The following is a 16,340-nucleotide window of genomic DNA, read 5'->3' on the forward strand; positions in this document are numbered from 1 at the left end:
TCACCGGGGCGTTTGCAACCGTGACGCGTGGCTGGCTACCAGCACCCAGCCACCCGGCTTGCGCACGTACGTATCCGTGAACTGGAAATCCAGGGCGTAAGGCTTGCCTTCGGCCTTGCCCTCCACACGGGTGATGCCGGTGGCGACGGCCGCCTCCCCATACAGGCGCACTTTCACGTCGCGGTTGCGGAACACGTCGTACTTCGTTCCGTTGCGTAGATCGGTGACCTCGTCGGCTCGCGTGGTGACCTTGCCGGTGGAACTGGTGAGCGTGAAGGTCGGGTCCAGGTGCCGCTCCAGCCAGTCGGCGTCCTCGCGTTCGAAGGCGGCGCAGATGTCGTGGTCGGCTTGCAGGATATTCCGCAGGTCGTCCTTCTCCTCAGACGCGGCGGGCATGCTGACGACGAGCAGGGCGGGCAACAACGACGAAAGCAGGGCGATGCGCATGGACGTCTCCAGGCAGTGTCGGGCAAACGTACCGCAAATCGGCCTTGCCGGCACTTGACGTACCCTCGATCCGCACGGCTAGGATCGACGATCCATCCAGGGGAAGATGCGCCCATGTCCGTTCGTCACATCATGCTCGCCGTATCGCTGGGTGGTTTGCTCGCCACCCCTGGCGTCCATGCCGCCACGGATGACACGGCCCGCTGGCGTCACGAAGCCCAGGCCGTCACCATCGTCCGTGACGACTGGGGCATCGCGCATGTCCACGGCAAGAGCGATGCCGACGCCGTCTTCGGCATGGCCTATGCCCAGGCCGAGGACGACTTCAACCGCGTGGAAACCAACTATCTCACTTCGCTGGGCCGCACGGCCGAGGCAGAAGGGGAATCCGCGTTGTGGCGGGACCTGCGGCAGAAACTGTTCGTCGACCCGGAGACGTTGAAGGCCGACTACAGGCGGAGCCCGGCGTGGCTCAAGCGGTTGATGGATGCCTGGGCGGACGGCCTCAACTATTACCTTGCCAGCCACCCGGAGGTGCAGCCGCGTGTGATCCGGCGCTTCGAGCCGTGGATGGCGTTGAGCTTCAGCGAAGGCAGCATCGGCGGTGACATAGAGCGGGTGAAGACGGCCGATTTGCAGGCGTTCTACGGGAAGGATCCCGCCGGCGCCCTGGCGCAGTTCGTGCCGCCGTCGAGCTGGGCCGAGCCGACGGGTTCGAACGGCATCGCCATCGCACCGAAGCTCACGGCGAACGGACACGCGTTGCTGCTGATCAATCCGCATACCTCGTTCTTCTTCCGCTCCGAATTGCAGATGTCGAGCGACGAAGGACTGGATGCCTACGGTGCGGTCACCTGGGGCCAGTTCTTCATCTACCAGGGCTTCAACAAGCATATCGGCTGGATGCACACCTCCACCGGTGCCGACGTGGTGGACGAATTCGCCGAGACCATCCAGCGCAAGGACGGCAAGCTGTTCTATCGCTATGGCAAGGAGCTACGTCCGGTGACGTCTCGCGAGATCGCGGTGCCGGTGCGAATGGCCGACGGATCGCTTTCGGAGCGCCGCTTCACCGTCTACGCGACGCACCACGGTCCCGTGGTTCGGTCGGAAGGTGGCAAGTGGATCGCCGTGGCGCTGATGGACAAACCACTGGAGGCCCTGCAACAGAGCTGGCTGCGAACCAAGGCCGACGATTACGCGACCTATATGAAGGTGGCCGGGTTCAAGGCGAACTCGTCGAACAACACGATCTACGCGGACGACAAGGGCAACATCGCCTACCTGCATCCGCAGTTCATCCCGAACCGCGACGACCGCTTCGACTATACGAAACCCGTCGACGGCAGCGACCCGGCGACGGACTGGAAGGGAATACTTCCGTTGGACAAGGCGCCACACCTGCTCGATCCGCCGACCGGGTGGATCTTCAACACCAACGACTGGCCGTACTCGGCCGCCGGTCCCGACAGCCCGAAGCAGGCCGACTTTCCGCGTTACATGGATGCCGTCGGCGAGAATCCGCGTGGCCTGCACGCGACACGCGTCCTTACGGGCAGGCGCGACTTCACGCTGGCTTCGCTGATCGACGTCGCCTTCGATCCGTACCTGCCGGCGTTCGCGCGCCAACTGCCGATCCTGATCGCCGATTACGACGCGCTTCCCGCCACCGATCCCCTGAAGCGGCGGCTCGCCGGTCCGGTCGCGCTCCTGCGCACCTGGGATTACCGCTGGGGCATCGCCTCCATGCCGACGTCGCTCGCTGTGTTCTGGGGCGACATTCTGTGGGATAAGGCGAGCAAGCTGGACACGGCCGAGGGGTTGTCCGTGTACGACGTGATGGCGGAGAAGGCGGGCCCGAAAGTACGGTTGAACGCCCTGGCCGAGGCGACGGATCGGCTGGAAAAGGACTTCGGCAGCTGGGGCGTCCCCTGGGGTGAGGTCAATCGCTTCCAGCGCGTCGACGGCGCGATCAAGCAACGCTTCGACGATGCGAAGCCGAGCATCCCCGTGCCGTTCACGTCATCACGCTGGGGCTCGCTGGCCTCGTTCGGTGCGCATCGCTGGCCCGGCACGAAGCGCTACTACGGCACCAGCGGCAACAGCTTCGTCGCCGTGGTCGAATTCGGCGACAAGGTGCACGCGCGGGCGATCACCGCCGGCGGTGAAAGCGGCGACCCATCGTCGAAACATTTCGATGACGAGGCCGAGCGTTACACCACCGGTAACCTGCGTACGGTGTATTTCTGGCCTGAAGAACTCGAAGGGCATGTGGAGCGGACGTACCATCCGGGTAGGTGAGGGGACATGACGCATGGATAAGTGGATTCGAAAGGTGCTTCTCGCGTTGTCCGGCATCGCGGCGTCGACGCTCGCGCTTGCCGCCGACGTGCCGTCCGCTGCCGGTCAGCGTGCGGACCACGCGTGGCTGCTCAAGGCCGACCGCGTCTTCGATGCCCGTGACGAACAGGCGCATGCCGGTTGGGTGGTCCTCGTCCAGGGTGACAAGATCGCCGATGTCGGTCCGTCCGCGAAGGTTTCCGCACCGCCGGGCACGCAGACCATCGACCTGCCGGGCATGACCTTGCTGCCGGGCCTCATCGATGCCCATTCGCATGTCTTCCTTCATCCGTACAACGAAACATTGTGGAACGACCACGTTCTTAAGGAGACGCTGGCATTTCGCACGGTGCAAGCGGTAAAGCATGCGCGCGATACCTTGATGAGCGGCTTCACGGCGTTGCGCGACCTGGGCACGGAAGGCGCGGGCTATGCCGACGTGGACGTGCAACAAGCCATCGACAAGGGTCTCATCCCGGGCCCGCACCTGTTCGTGGCGACGCGCGCGATCGTGGCCGGGCATTGTTATGGGCCGGGTCCGCTGGGCTTCCGCGACGACATCGACCTGCCGCAGGGCGCGGCGCCGGTCAGCGGTACCGCGCAGATGATCGACGCCGTGCGTGACCAGGCGGCGCATGGCGCGGACTGGATCAAGCTCTACGCCGACTACCACTGCGGCAAGGCCAAGGGCTCGATGCCGACGTTGAGCCAGGAGGAACTGAACGCCGCCGTCGAGACCGCGCACTCGCTGGGGTTGCCGGTGGCGGTGCATTCCTCGACCGCCGAAGGCATGCGGCGGTCGGTCATGGCTGGCGTCGAGACCATCGAGCATGGCTACGACGGTACCCCGGAAGTCTTCGCGCTGATGAAGAAGCACGACGTGGCCTACATGCCCACGCTCGAAGCGAGCGCCGCCTATGCCGAATACTTTGGCGGCTGGAAACCCGGCCAGCCACCGACCGAGGCGATGGCAAGGTCGGCGAAGGCGTTCAAGCTGGCCATGGACGCCGGCGTGACCATAGGCAACGGCAGCGACGTGGGCGTGTTCACGCACGGCACCAATTACAAGGAGCTGGAGTGGATGGTGCGCGATGGCATGGCGCCCGCCCGCGCCCTCCTGGCCGCGACGGCGGTGGACGCGAGGGTGCTTCGCCAGCAGGACCGGATCGGCCAGCTGCGCGACGGGCTGCAAGCCGACATCATCGCGGTGCCCGGCGATCCGACGAAGGACATCGGGACGCTCGCGCACGTCGCTTTCGTGATGAAGGGCGGGGTGGTCTACAAGCGGCCGGACTGAGACCCGGATCGCCCGGGCGAAAGGTGGCCGATAGCCGAAACCCGGTACAATCGCCTTTTGCCCGGTCGGTGCGCCGGTGCCACCGGGAGCGAGTCATGAACCCCCAACGAGATAGCCGCGGATGATCGAAGGCACCCTGTTCGTGGTGGCCGCGCCCTCCGGGGCGGGCAAGTCCACGTTGGTCAACGCGCTTCTGGAGCGCGAGCCCGGTATATCGCTGTCCGTGTCGCATACCACGCGGCCGCCGCGGGTGGGCGAGGAATACGGCCGGCATTATTTCTTCGTGGAGCGTCCGGATTTCGAACGCGAGATCGTCGACGGCATCTTCCTAGAGCATGCCGAAGTGCACGGCAACCTTTACGGCACCTCGCGTACCGTGGTGGAGGGAAAGCTGGCCGAAGGCGCCGATGTCCTGCTGGAGATCGACTGGCAGGGCGCGCGCCAGGTGCGCAAGGGCAAGCCGGATTGCGTCAGCGTGTTCATCCTGCCGCCCTCCCGGGGGAACTCGAACGCCGTCTCCGGGGTCGAGGATCGGATGCGCCGGAGGTGATCGAGCGCCGCCTGTTCAACTCCCGCGAGGAAATCGCGCATGCGCACGAGTTCGACTACATCATCGTCAACGACCGCTTCGAGGACGCCCTGGGCGATCTCCAGGCGATCGTCCGCGCCGTCCGCCAGCGCACGCCGTGGTCGGCCCGCCGCCACGAATCGCTGATCGAGGAGTTGCTCGCACCATGACCGACGACGCCATCGTCCGCATCCGCGGCCTGACCACCGTCCTCAACGGCAAGACCATCTTCGACAACCTCGACCTGGACATCCCGCGAGGCAAGGTCACCGCGATCATGGGGCCCAGCGGCACGGGCAAGACCACGCTGCTGAAGCACATCACGGGGCAGATGCGCGGCGACGCGGGCAGCGTCGAGGTGGACGGCGAGAACGTGCCGGCGCTGTCGCGCGAGCGACTGTTCGACCTGCGCGAACGCATCGGCTACCTGTTTCAGAACTCCGCGCTGCTCACGGATTTCGACGTCTTCGAGAACGTGGCGTTTCCGCTGCGCCAGCACACCCGGCTGCCGGAAGAACTCATTCGCAACATCGTGCTGAACAAGCTGCAGGCCGTCGGCCTGCGCGGTGCCGCCCGGTTGATGCCCACGGAGCTTTCCGGCGGCATGGCCCGTCGCGTGGCGCTGGCGCGCGCCATCGTGTTCGATCCCGCCTTGATCCTCTACGACGAGCCCTTCGTCGGGCTGGACCCGATCGCCCTGAACCAGGTGCTGCTGCTGATCCGTACGCTCAACCAGACCCTGGGCATCACCAGCGTGCTGGTGGCGCACGAGCTGGCTGCCGTGCAGAAAGTGGCCGACCGCGTCTACCTGATCGCCAACGGCAAGGTCGTGGCGCAGGGCGCGCCCGATTCCCTCGCCAACGACGGTTCGCCGTGGACGGCGCAGTTCTTCGGTGGCGAGCCCGACGGTCCGGTTCCTTTCCAGTATCCCGCGGGCGACTACGCCACCGCGCTCGGTTTCCCCGGAGGCAAGGCATGACCGCCAAGGACGACAACGTCGTCATTCGCAGCCTGACGCAGATCGGTGCCTGCGGGCTCTTCCTGCTGACCATCCTCGCCGCCATCCCGCGCAGCCTGCGCCATGGCCGCGAAACGATCCGGCAGATCTGGTTCGTCGGCGCGATGAGCCTCACCATCGTCATGACCTGCGGCCTGTTCGTGGGCATGGTGCTGGGATTGCAGCTTTACGACGTGCTCTCGATCTTCGGGGGTACTTCAGCCACCGGCACCGTCGTCGCCATCGCGATCTACCGCGAACTCGGCCCCGTGGTCACCGCGTTGTTGTTCGCCGGCCGTGCCGGCACCTCGGTCACCGCCGAGATCGGCCTCATGCGCGCCACCGATCAGCTCGACGCCATGGAGATGATGGCGGTCGATCCGATCGCCTACGTCGCCGCGCCGCGATTCCTCGCCGGCGTCATCGCCTTGCCCCTGCTCGCCGTGGTGTTCTGCGCTATGGGCGTGTTCGGCGGCCACCTGGTCGGCGTCACCTGGCTGGGCATCGACAACGGTACGTTCTGGTCGAACATGACCGCCACCGTCGACGTCCACAAGGACATCATCGACGGCGTGCTGCTCAAATCCATCGCCTTCGGCATCGTGGTCTCCCTGATCGCGGTGTTCCAGGGCTACACCACCCCGCCCACCAGCGAGGGCGTCGCCTATGCGACGACCCGTACGGTGGTTGCCTCGTCCATCGCCATCCTGGCGCTGGACTTCGTCCTCACCTCGTTCCTGATCTGAGGCACCGGAGACCCGCCATGACCCGTCATTCCTTCATCGCCCATTCGAGGATCGTGCCGTGACCCAGAGACGTTCCTATGCCGTCGGCACCGGCCTGTTCATCGTGCTCGGTTTCGCCGCCCTCGCTTACCTCGCCACGCAGACCACCTCGGTGGCCAACGCCAGCCAGGGTTCCAGCTACACGGTGGAAACCCACTTCGCCAACGTCGGCCAGTTGAAGACCCGTGCCCCGGTGAAGATCGCCGGCGTGCGCGTCGGCTCCGTGCAGTCGATCGAACTGGTGCCAGGCAAGGAGGAGGCCAAGGTCACCTTGTCCATCGACGACCGGCACAAGGACATCCCGGACGATTCCGTCGCCACGATCTTCACCAGCGGCCTGCTCGGCGACCAGTACGTGGGCATCCAGTTCGGCCGCTCCAAGAATCCGGTGAAGGAAGGCGGCGAGATCGGCCTGACCCGTCCGGCCCAGCAGCTGGAGGAAATGCTCGGCAAGTTCTTCGGTGGCGGCAGCGCGCCGGACCGCCTCGGCGGCACCTTCCACGTGACCGGCGAATTCACCAACGTGGGCGCCTTGCAGCCCGGCGCGGCGGTGAAAATGGCCGGCGTGCCCATCGGCAGCGTCGATTCGGTGGTGATCAAGCCCGGCAGCAGCGAAGCCACGGTGACCCTTGCGATCGACAAGCGCTACTCCCAGATACCCGATGACTCGTCGGCCGCGGTATTCACCAGCGGTTTGATCGGTAGCCAGTATGTTGCGATCCAACCCGGCGGGTCGCCGGAATACCTGGCGGAAGGCGACAGCTTCGTGCTCACGCAGTCCGCGCTCCAGCTGGAAGACCTGATCGGCAAGTTCCTGGTGAACGGTTCGCCGAGCGACAACAAGTCCGGTGGCGCCCAGGGCTCCACCCAACCCGACAACGCCGGCAAGAAGTAAGGCCGGACCAGGAGACACCGCATGTTGCGTCAGCTTTCCCTCGCCCTCGCCCTCGCCATGACCACGGTGGTCGCCGCGCCCGTCTTCGCACAGGCCGCGCCCGCACCTGCCGCGGCGGTCGACGCGCAGTCCCCGCAGGGCATCGTCACCACCATCTCCGACGACCTCGCCAAGGCCATCGAGGGCCACCAGGCCGAACTGAAGAGCGACAAGGAAAAGCTCATCGCCGTCATCGACGACGTTTTCCTGCCGCACTTCGACATCGACTACGCGTCGATCCTCGTGCTCGGCCAGAACGCCTCCAAGGCGTCTCCCGAGCAGCGCGAGCGCTTCGCCAAGGCCTTCTACAACTCGATCACCCACCGCTATGCGGAAGGCCTGCTCAACTACACCCGTGGCCGCGTGAAGGTCCTGCCGTTCAGTGGCGACCTCAACAACAAGCGCACCGTCGTGCGTACCCAGGTGATGCTCGACGACGGCAAGTCCGTCTCGGTCGACTACGCGTTCCGCAAGTCGAAGACGGGCGACTGGAAGGCCTACGACGTGATCATCGAGGGTATTTCGTACATCACGAACTACCGCAACCAGGTCGACGCGGAGATCAAGAAAGAAGGCCTGGACAAGCTGACCGCCGACCTGGAGCAGAAGGGTTCGGCCGCCATCGACGAAATGCAGCAGCAGACCGGCGGCGCCCGCAAGTGAGCCAGCCGGGCTTCCAGCTGGGCAATCCGGCGCCGGAGACCCTGACGGTCTCCGGCGCGCTCACGTTCGCCACCGCGGCCGAAGCGCTGGATGCCGCTCGCCGCCAGCTGGATGGCGGCCGGCAGGTCAATCTCGACCTGGCCGGCTTGTCCCATGTGGACAGCGCCGGTCTCGCCACCGTGCTGGCCTTGCTGGCCCACACCCGCAGCCAGGGCAGGGCGCTATCCGTCACCCACGCCCCCGCCGGCCTGCAAGCCCTGGCCCGCGTATCCGGCGTCGACTCCTTCCTCTAATTCACCAATGTGGCCTCGATGGGGCCCTGTAGCCCAAGTGCGCCCCGACACCTGGTAGGAGCCGACCCTGTCGGCGACCCCGCGGCAGCGGGCGGCGTGGGGCAGAGCCGTCGGCCGCCACCCTCGTCGCTCCGGTTGCACCGTCGCTCGGGAAAGGAAGCCGCTGCGCGGCCATGTTCTATGGCTGGCGCCCCGTCGCGCCCGTCGCGCCGGGCGGGGTTTCCGACTCGCCTTCCATGGCTCGGCGGAAACGGCCGGCCGTCCAGGCCGGCCCCCTGACGGGCCTTCTCGCCCGTCGCTCCTCGGTTCCACAAGTCGCGACGAGGGTGGCGGCCGACGGCTCTCCCAGGCACTGAGGGGTCGTGCGACAAAGGCAACGCCCGCGACTCGGGTGGACGCCCTCTCCGTGTGAAACACCCTCACGCGGGTGGGAAGCGGGCTGGCCCGCGAGGCCTCAATCTCTCCGGTGCGAAGGAGGCCGCGATGATCGGGCGAGGCTTGTCACCGCTGGCTCGGTTGCGATGCACAGCCTCATTCGCTCGAAATTAGGGTGGCGAATCGCGGGCCAGCCCGCTTCCCACCGGGTGCGGCACGCGACACGCGGCGAGCGGTGCTCTTCCCACCAATCCACCCCAGGGTCGAGAGAGCTGCCGGGCGCCACCCTCGGCGCGACATTAGGAGCCGAGGACGGGCGGGCGGAAAAGGCCCGTCAGGGGGCCGGCCAAGGATGGCCGGCCGTTTCCGCTGAGCCAGGAAGGCGAATCGGAAACCCCCGCCCGACCGTCCGAGCCCGCCGGGGCGCAGCCATCAAACACGGCCGCGCAGCGGCATCCCTTCCCAAGGGACGGCGACTACCGTCGCGCCGAGGGTGGCGCCCGGCAGCTCCCCTCGCCGCACACGACCAACGCGAGGGCGAAGCCGAGCCGAAACGCCGTCCCAAAGCTTCTGCGAGGACCAAAGAAAAGGGCCCCGAGGGGCCCTTTTCGTCACTGCGGCTTTTCGCCGTTCTGCCGTTCCCAGGTGTGCTGCTCGTCGAGCAGTTTGTCCGGGTCGAAGTCCTTGCTGTCATTCAGGCCCTGCATCTGCTCGATGGCTTCCGGCGGTGGGTTGCCGTAGTAGATGCTGTAGAGGCGCTGCTGGCGATAGGCGTCGCGGATGAACACGTACGGGTCGTAGGCGGAAGCCAGGAAGCTCTCCGCGTCGATGCCGCGCGAGCGCAGGGTCACGAGATAGAGCACCTGCGGCACGTACTGCTGGCCGTACTTGAAGTCGTGGTTACGCGTGTAATAGCTGAGCGGGTCGAAGAAATAGCTGTCGACCGGCAGGCGCCAGACGTCGCGGACCGTGGTCGGGCCCACGAAGGGGAGCACCAGGTAGTCGCCCTCGGGCACGCCCCAGCGGGCCAGGGTCACGCCGAAGTCGTTCTGCTCCAGAGGGAGGCCGAGCAGGCTGGCTGGATCCTTGAAGCCCAGGAAGCCGATCGTCAGGTTGACCACGAAGCGGCTGGTGGTCAGGAAGGCCTGCTTGGGCCGGGCCTGGAGCAGGTCGTTGGCCACCGTCACCGGCAAGCGGATATTCGTGTAGAAGTCGCTGATGGCCGTGCGCACGGGCGGATTGGTCACCTTCCGGTAGCCGACGGCCACCGGACGGATGATCGCCTTGTCCAGCGAATCGTTGAAGGCGTAGACCTTGCGATTGAACTTCTCGTTCGGGTCGTCGGTACGCGGGGGCGCGATGTGGCAGGCGGCCAGCAGGGTGGCGGCGACGAGGCCTAGCGCGGTTTGGACGATCCGTTGCAGGGTTCTGGGGCGCATCGATGTGGCTTTGGGGGTGGGGCGGTGCTTTAGTGTACCGCGCGGTATTATTATTTGCACGAAGGGCCCGTCCGTCCTGGTCAGAACCGCGCATGATACCCCTACCCCGATTGCCAGCCAACGGGCCGGGCGGCTAAACTGCACGGTCAGAAGTATCTTTATTGTCAAGGATTTGAAATGGCCCGTATTACCGTCGAAGACTGCCTCGAGGTAGTCGACAACCGCTTTGAGCTCGTGCTCATGGCGACCAAGCGCGCGCGCCAGTTGTCCAAGGGCGCCGAACCGACCCTCGACCCGAACAACGACAAGCCGACCGTGCTCGCCCTGCGCGAGATCGCCGATCGTCGCGTCAGCGACGAAATGATCGACGAGATCGACCGCGCCGCCCGTGAACGTGCCGAGCGTGAAGCCCTCGAGTGGGCCGCCACCGAAGTGGACGACGACCTCTCGAAGGGCGGAGATGACTGATGACGCCGGGTCGTTGTCGGCCCTGCATTCATCCTCACCCTGCGCACGCTGACGCGCGGCTTGCCAGGCCGCGTGCGGGAGGCTCCGCGGCCTGAGGGCGCGAGGTTCTCCCATGGAAGTCATCCCTGCGAAAAAACTGACCGACGTGGTCGATGACGGACCGGTGCCTCCCTATGTGCAGGCACTGGAAGACCGCGTGGGTGCCTACCTGCCACACGACCAGGTACTGCGTATCCGCAAGGCCTTCCTGGTCGGCGCCGCCGCCCATGAAGGGCAGACCCGCAAGTCAGGCGAGCCGTACATCACCCATCCGGTGGCCGTGGCCCATGTGCTCGCCGAACTCGGCCTCGATGCCGAGACGATCATCGCGGCGATCCTGCACGACACGCTCGAAGACACCAAGCTCGAACGGGCGGAGTTGGCCGGCGCCTTCGGTGAAACCGTGGCCGAACTGGTCGATGGCGTCACCAAGCTCGACAAGATGCGCTTTTCCAGTCGTGCCGAAGCCGATGCCGAGAGCTTCCGGAAGATGCTCCTGGCGATGGCGCGCGATCTCCGCGTCATCCTGATCAAGCTTTCCGATCGACTGCACAACATGCGCACGCTCGGCGCGAAGGATGCCGTGTCGCGCCGGCGCATCGCGCGCGAGACGCTGGAGATCTACGCGCCCATCGCGCAACGCCTCGGCATGAACAAGTTCAAGGCCGAACTGCAGGACCTCGGATTCAAGGCGCTTTACCCCGATCGTCACCGGATCATCGGCGAGCGCATCCGCGCCGCCCTGGGCAATCGCCGCGAGGCGATGGCGAAGATCGAGATGGCGCTCGAGGGCCGTCTTGCCGCGGAGAAGATTCCCGGCCGCGCGGTAAGCCGGATCAAGTCGGCGTGGAGCATCTATTCGAAGATGCGCAACGAGCACAAGTCGTTCGCGCAACTCATGGACGTCTACGGGTTCCGTGTCATCACCGATTCGGCCATGCACTGCTACATGGCGCTCGGCGCCGTGCACGGCCTGTACAAGCCGGTGGATGGCCGCTTCAAGGATTTCATCGCCATTCCCAAGGGGAACGGCTACCAGTCGTTGCACACCGTGCTGCTCGGCCCCTTCGGTGCGCCGATCGAAATCCAGATCCGCACCTCGGAGATGGAGTCGGTGGCCGAACGTGGCGTGGCCGCGCACTGGGCGTACAAGAGCGATTCCGGCCCGGCGAACAGTGCGCAGGCGCGGGCGCGCGAGTGGCTGTCCGCGCTGGCCGACAGCCAGGCGAACACGCCATCGGCGTCGGAGTTTCTCGAGAACGTCAAGATCGACCTGTTCCCCGACGAGGTTTACCTGTTCACGCCGCGCGGCGACATCTTCTCGCTGCCGCGCAACGCCACGGCACTCGATTTCGCTTATGCCGTGCATACCGACGTGGGCGATCACGCCGTGGCCGCGCGCCTCGACAAGAAGCTGGTGCCCTTGCGCACGCGCCTGGTGTCCGGACAGCAGGTGGAGATCATCACCGCGCCATCGGCCGTGCCCAACCCCGCGTGGCTCGAGGCGGTGGTCACCGGCAAGGCGCGCACGGCGATCCGCCAATACCTCAAGCACCTGCAGCACGAGGATGCCGTGGACTTCGGCCACCGCATGCTCGACCGCGCGCTCGATGCCCGTGGCCTCAGCCTGGACGCGGTCCCCGGAGCCACCCTCGACCGCTTCCTCGAGGACTCCAAGTTCAAGCGCCTGGAGGAACTCCTGTCCGAGATCGCACTGGGGAACCGTTTCGCCGACCAGGTAGCGACGCAGCTGGTGGCGCTGCTCGGTCCGGACGAGAGCCGCCCGCCGGCGCCCGCCGAACATTCGGCGGAGAAAATCCGCATCAGTGGCGCCGAGCGCGGCGTGCTCAGCTTCGGCAACTGCTGCCATCCGCTGCCGGGCGACGATATCGTCGGTTTCCTGTCCTCGGGCAAGGGCATCGTCGTGCATCGCGTGGAATGCCCCAACGTGGCGGAGTTCCGCAAGACGCCGGAACGCATCGTCGCCATCGAATGGGATCGCGACGTCACCGGCGACTACCGCGCGGAACTGCGCATCGAGGTACTCAACCGCCCGGGCGTGCTCGCCACCGTCGCCGCCGCGATCGCCGACGCCGGTTCGAACATCGAGAACGTCGAATACATCGAGCGTGACAGCACCGCGGCCACGCTACTCTTCGCCATCGAGGTGAAGGACCGCAAGCACCTCGCCGACGTGATGCGCCGCGTGCGCCGCACCGGCGTGGTCAGCGGCGTCTACCGCCACCCGCTCTAGGACATTTCATGACCCGCAGCACCATCGCCACCGACAAGGCACCTTCGGCCATCGGCCCGTATTCGCAGGCCGTGCGCGCCGGTAACACCGTGTACTTCTCGGGCCAGATTCCGCTCGATCCGGCCACCGGCAACCTCGTCGAAGGCGACATCGCCACGCAGACCCGCCGTGTGTTCGACAATCTCGTGGCCGTCGCCGAGGCCGCGGGCGGCAAGCTGTCGGACATCGTCCGCGTCGGTATCTATGTCACCGACCTGGGCAATTTCGCCGCGGTGAACGCGGTGATGGCCGAGTACTTCCAGCAGCCGTACCCGGCGCGTTCGACCATCGAGGTCTCGGGCCTGCCCAAGGGTGCCCAGGTCGAGGTCGACGCGATCCTCGTCCTGCCGTAAGCCATAGCGCGGTTTCCGTGGCTCGCCATGCATCGCCGATTCCCGCCGCGCCGGTGGCGGATCCGGGGCGCGCGCCGCTGACGACGCTCGGCGGCGTGGGGCCCGCGCTCGCCGAGACGCTGGGAAGGCTCGGGCTGCGCGAGGTGCAGGATCTCTGGTTCCATCTGCCCTTGCGCTACGAGGACCGCACCCAGGTGCGGCCCATCGCCGACCTGCGCCCCGGCGACCGCGCGCAGGTGGAAGGCATCGTCGAGTTCGTCGAGCGTGGCTTCCGCTTCCGGCCGCAACTCAAGGTCGTCATTGGCGACGAGTCCGGCGGCGTACTGCTGCTGCGCTTCTTCCACTTCCGCAAGTCGCAGGTCGACCAGTTGCCGAAGGGCACGCGCCTGCTTTGCTTCGGCGAAGTGCGCCAGGGGCCACAAGGCCTGGAAATCGTCCATCCGCAATACCAGCGCATCGAACCCGACGAGCCGGTGGTGGTGGACGAGCGGCTGACACCGGTGTACCCGACCACCGAAGGTCTCGGCCCACGACGGTTGGCCAGCCTCGTCTCGCGGGCGTTGGCCCACTTGCCCGCGGACGACAGGCTGGAACTCATCCCCGAGTCGATCGGTCGTCCGATGGGCCTGGCGTCCTTGCGCGAGGCCTTGCTCTACGTGCACCGCCCGCCACCGGAGGTCGATCTCCGCGAACTCGGCGAAGGCAGGCACCCCGCGCAGAAACGCCTCGCCTTCGAGGAATTGCTGACCCAGCACCTCACCCTGCGGCGCATGCGCGCGGCGGTGAAGAAGCGCAAGGCACCGGCGTTGAAAAGTGCCGGCGCGCTGCGTGACCGGTTGCTGGAGGCGCTGCCGTTCGCCCTCACCAGGGCCCAGGCGCGCGTGTCGAAGGAGGTGGCGCGCGATCTCGCACGGGCCCATCCCATGCTGCGCCTCGTGCAGGGCGACGTCGGCAGCGGCAAGACCGTGGTCGCCGCGCTGGCTGCCGTCGCCGCCGTGGAGAGCGGCTATCAGGTGGCACTGATGGCGCCGACCGAACTGCTTGCCGAGCAGCACCTGCGCAACTTCCGCGCCTGGCTCGAACCGCTGGGGCTGGAAGTGGAATGGTTGGCCGGCAAGGTGCAGGGCAGGGCGCGCAAGAAGGCGCTCGATCGCGCTGCCAGCGGCGAAGCGCATGTCGTCGTCGGCACGCATGCGTTGATGCAGGAGGGCGTGGCCTTCGCGAAGCTGGGTCTCGTCATCGTCGACGAGCAGCACCGTTTCGGCGTACACCAGCGGCTGGCGTTGCGCGACAAGGGCGCTGAAGGCGAACTTATCCCCCACCAGCTCGTCCTGACGGCCACGCCGATACCACGCACGCTTGCGATGAGTGCCTATGCCGATCTCGACGTCTCCTCGATCGACGAACTGCCACCGGGACGCACGCCCGTGCAGACCGTGGCACTGTCGAACGAGCGGCGCTTCGACGTCATGGAGCGCATCCACGCGGCATGCATGCAGGGCCGCCAGGTGTACTGGGTGTGCACGCTGATCGAGGAATCCGAACAACTCAATGCACAGGCGGCGGAGGTGGCCCATGCCGAACTCACCGCCGCCTTGCCCGATCTCGCCGTCGGCTTGATCCATGGACGCATGAAGCCGAAGGAAAAGCAGGCGGTGATGGACGCCTTCAAGGCCGGCGAGCTGGCCGTGCTGGTCGCTACCACGGTCATCGAAGTGGGCGTGGACGTGCCCAACGCGAGCCTGATGGTGATCGAGAACAGCGAGCGCCTGGGCCTCGCGCAGTTGCACCAACTGCGCGGCAGGGTGGGGCGTGGCGCGATCGCGTCCAATTGCGTGCTGCTCTACCAGACACCGCTGTCGCGTCTGGCCAGGGAGCGGTTGCAAGTGATGAGGGAGACGAACGATGGCTTCCGCATCGCGGAGAAGGACCTCGAACTGCGAGGTCCCGGTGAAGTCCTCGGCACCCGCCAGACGGGGCAACTTCAATTCCGCATCGCCGATCTGGCGCGCGACGCACACCTTATGCCAGAAGTGCAGCGCGTGGCCGAGGCCATGATGAAAGACCACGCCGCGCGCTGCGAATTGCTGATCGCCCGCTGGGTGGGTGCCGCCGCCCGCTACGTGGACGCCTGAGCACCCTGTCGCCCGTTCAGCCCGGCATGAAGCAGAGCAGGTGGAACGCCGCCCGATCGACTTCCTCACTGGGCACTCCCGGCAACCGGCTGCCGGCGTGCAGGTTCACCGTCACATGGCCGGGCAGGGAAGGCTCGATGCGTGTGTCGACGTAGTCGTAGAGGTTCAGGTCGTCCGTGACCGACGACGCGGTGCACAGTGGCGTGAAAGGCGCGAGGTCGCTGGACAGGGCGAGATGGTAGGCCGAGCCGCCCACGACCCGCGTTTCGATGGTCACGCCGCTGATCCAGTCGGCACCCGCGAGAATCGCGCCATCCCGGGAGATATGGGCGGCGTACACGGGCTTCGCGGTATTCGGCGATGCGGCGCTCGCGGTCGTGGTGGACAGGGCGAACAGCAGGCTTGCCGCAAGTCCGCGGCGATTCAAGGCCGGCCCGCCGCGGGTGCCGCGCCGTCCATCGACGTGCAGACGAGATCGAATGCCTGACGGTTGAGCAGTTCCGGGTCGGTGTTCGGCATGCGGGTGGCCGTTATGCGTACCAGAACCTCGTAAGGGGTCGGTTGCGCCTTGAGCACCGCGACGTTGCCGATGACGTCCTGCAAATCGGTTTCGTGGATCAGCGAGACCGTGCAGATGGGCGCCTCGGCAAACACGCCGGGCGACAGTCGAACGGTGTAGAACGAAGGACGAAATTCGCCGAGGACGACGTCGACGCGTTCGACCCAGTCGGCACCCGTGATCACGTTGCCGGCGGCATCCACGTGCGCGGCGAAGACGGCTCGGGGTTGTACGGATTGCGCCATGGCGGGCGAGAGCACGGCGCCGCCGCAAAGCAGCGCGAGCCACGAATGGCGAATCGAGGATATCGGCATGAAACTACCTTGTCGTTGAAGTGGACGCGCGTCGTTACGGG

Annotated in this window: 15 protein-coding genes and 1 pseudogene; 12 read left to right on the forward strand and 4 right to left on the reverse strand. The window is 66.4% G+C overall.

Translation table 11 applies throughout. The annotated features are described in order from the left end of the window. Positions 1–447 (reverse strand): nuclear transport factor 2 family protein, encoded by a 447-nt coding sequence (locus ACR9Y6_RS17640; RefSeq protein WP_481282466.1) that lies wholly within the window; start codon positions 445–447, stop codon positions 1–3. Between the two features lie 114 nt (positions 448–561). Between ACR9Y6_RS17640 and ACR9Y6_RS17645 the strand changes: the two genes are divergently transcribed. The 8 genes and pseudogenes from ACR9Y6_RS17645 (at position 562) to ACR9Y6_RS17680 (ending at position 8,324) form a co-directional block, all read left to right on the forward strand. Next, positions 562–2,748: a penicillin acylase family protein gene (locus tag ACR9Y6_RS17645; RefSeq protein WP_481282467.1), complete on the forward strand. Its 2,187-nt coding sequence runs from the start codon at positions 562–564 to the stop codon at positions 2,746–2,748. A 13-nt stretch (positions 2,749–2,761) separates the two neighbouring features. Beyond that, positions 2,762–4,084, forward strand: coding sequence for an amidohydrolase family protein (locus ACR9Y6_RS17650; protein ID WP_481282468.1), 1,323 nt, complete (start codon positions 2,762–2,764; stop codon positions 4,082–4,084). A 121-nt stretch (positions 4,085–4,205) separates the two neighbouring features. Next, a pseudogene (gene gmk / locus ACR9Y6_RS17655) lies at positions 4,206–4,822 on the forward strand (guanylate kinase). Then, the gene (locus ACR9Y6_RS17660; protein WP_481282469.1) at positions 4,819–5,631 is read left to right on the forward strand and encodes an ABC transporter ATP-binding protein; all 813 of its coding nucleotides are present in this window, start codon (positions 4,819–4,821) and stop codon (positions 5,629–5,631) included. Before gmk ends, ACR9Y6_RS17660 begins: the two are co-directional and overlap by 4 nt. Beyond that, on the forward strand, positions 5,628–6,395 hold the full coding sequence (mlaE, locus tag ACR9Y6_RS17665) for a lipid asymmetry maintenance ABC transporter permease subunit MlaE (protein WP_481282470.1): 768 nt from the start codon (positions 5,628–5,630) through the stop codon (positions 6,393–6,395). The genes ACR9Y6_RS17660 and mlaE overlap by 4 nt, the downstream gene beginning before the upstream one ends. A gap of 58 nt (positions 6,396–6,453) precedes the next feature. Further along, positions 6,454–7,329 carry an outer membrane lipid asymmetry maintenance protein MlaD gene (gene mlaD, locus ACR9Y6_RS17670; RefSeq protein WP_481282471.1) on the forward strand — a complete coding sequence of 292 codons (876 nt, stop codon included), beginning with the start codon at positions 6,454–6,456 and terminating at the stop codon, positions 7,327–7,329. Positions 7,330–7,350: 21 nt separating this feature from the next. Then, the gene (locus ACR9Y6_RS17675; protein ID WP_481282472.1) at positions 7,351–8,031 is read left to right on the forward strand and encodes an MlaC/ttg2D family ABC transporter substrate-binding protein; all 681 of its coding nucleotides are present in this window, start codon (positions 7,351–7,353) and stop codon (positions 8,029–8,031) included. Then, the gene (locus ACR9Y6_RS17680) at positions 8,028–8,324 is read left to right on the forward strand and encodes an STAS domain-containing protein (protein WP_481282473.1); all 297 of its coding nucleotides are present in this window, start codon (positions 8,028–8,030) and stop codon (positions 8,322–8,324) included. Before ACR9Y6_RS17675 ends, ACR9Y6_RS17680 begins: the two co-directional genes overlap by 4 nt. 986 nt (positions 8,325–9,310) lie before the next feature. On the opposite strand, the gene ACR9Y6_RS17685 is transcribed toward ACR9Y6_RS17680, so the two are convergent. Further along, complete coding sequence (locus tag ACR9Y6_RS17685) at positions 9,311–10,138, reverse strand: MlaA family lipoprotein (protein ID WP_426285706.1); 828 nt, start codon at positions 10,136–10,138, stop codon at positions 9,311–9,313. 177 nt (positions 10,139–10,315) lie between these two features. On the opposite strand from ACR9Y6_RS17685, the gene rpoZ reads away from it, so the two are divergent. The 4 genes from rpoZ (at position 10,316) to recG (ending at position 15,426) form a co-directional block, all read left to right on the forward strand. After that, a complete protein-coding gene (rpoZ, locus tag ACR9Y6_RS17690; RefSeq protein ID WP_306849349.1) occupies positions 10,316–10,606 on the forward strand; it encodes a DNA-directed RNA polymerase subunit omega in 291 nt (96 codons plus the stop codon). A gap of 112 nt (positions 10,607–10,718) precedes the next feature. Continuing rightward, positions 10,719–12,899: a RelA/SpoT family protein gene (locus ACR9Y6_RS17695; RefSeq protein ID WP_481282474.1), complete on the forward strand. Its 2,181-nt coding sequence runs from the start codon at positions 10,719–10,721 to the stop codon at positions 12,897–12,899. Between the two features lie 8 nt (positions 12,900–12,907). Further along, positions 12,908–13,291, forward strand: coding sequence for a RidA family protein (locus tag ACR9Y6_RS17700; RefSeq protein ID WP_448098899.1), 384 nt, complete (start codon positions 12,908–12,910; stop codon positions 13,289–13,291). 17 nt (positions 13,292–13,308) lie between these two features. Further along, positions 13,309–15,426, forward strand: a complete 2,118-nt coding sequence (gene recG, locus ACR9Y6_RS17705; RefSeq protein WP_481282475.1) for an ATP-dependent DNA helicase RecG — start codon at positions 13,309–13,311, stop codon at positions 15,424–15,426. Between the two features lie 16 nt (positions 15,427–15,442). Here recG and ACR9Y6_RS17710 read toward each other — a convergent pair whose 3' ends face one another. Together ACR9Y6_RS17710 and ACR9Y6_RS17715 are read right to left on the reverse strand one after the other, a co-directional pair. Further along, positions 15,443–15,853, reverse strand: a complete 411-nt coding sequence (locus tag ACR9Y6_RS17710) for a hypothetical protein (RefSeq protein ID WP_481282476.1) — start codon at positions 15,851–15,853, stop codon at positions 15,443–15,445. Further along, the gene (locus tag ACR9Y6_RS17715) at positions 15,850–16,299 is read right to left on the reverse strand and encodes a hypothetical protein (protein ID WP_481282477.1); all 450 of its coding nucleotides are present in this window, start codon (positions 16,297–16,299) and stop codon (positions 15,850–15,852) included. The genes ACR9Y6_RS17710 and ACR9Y6_RS17715 overlap by 4 nt, the downstream gene beginning before the upstream one ends. Positions 16,300–16,340: the final 41 nt, after the last annotated feature.

This window comes from Luteibacter sp. TLI7-4A, assembly GCF_056754745.1.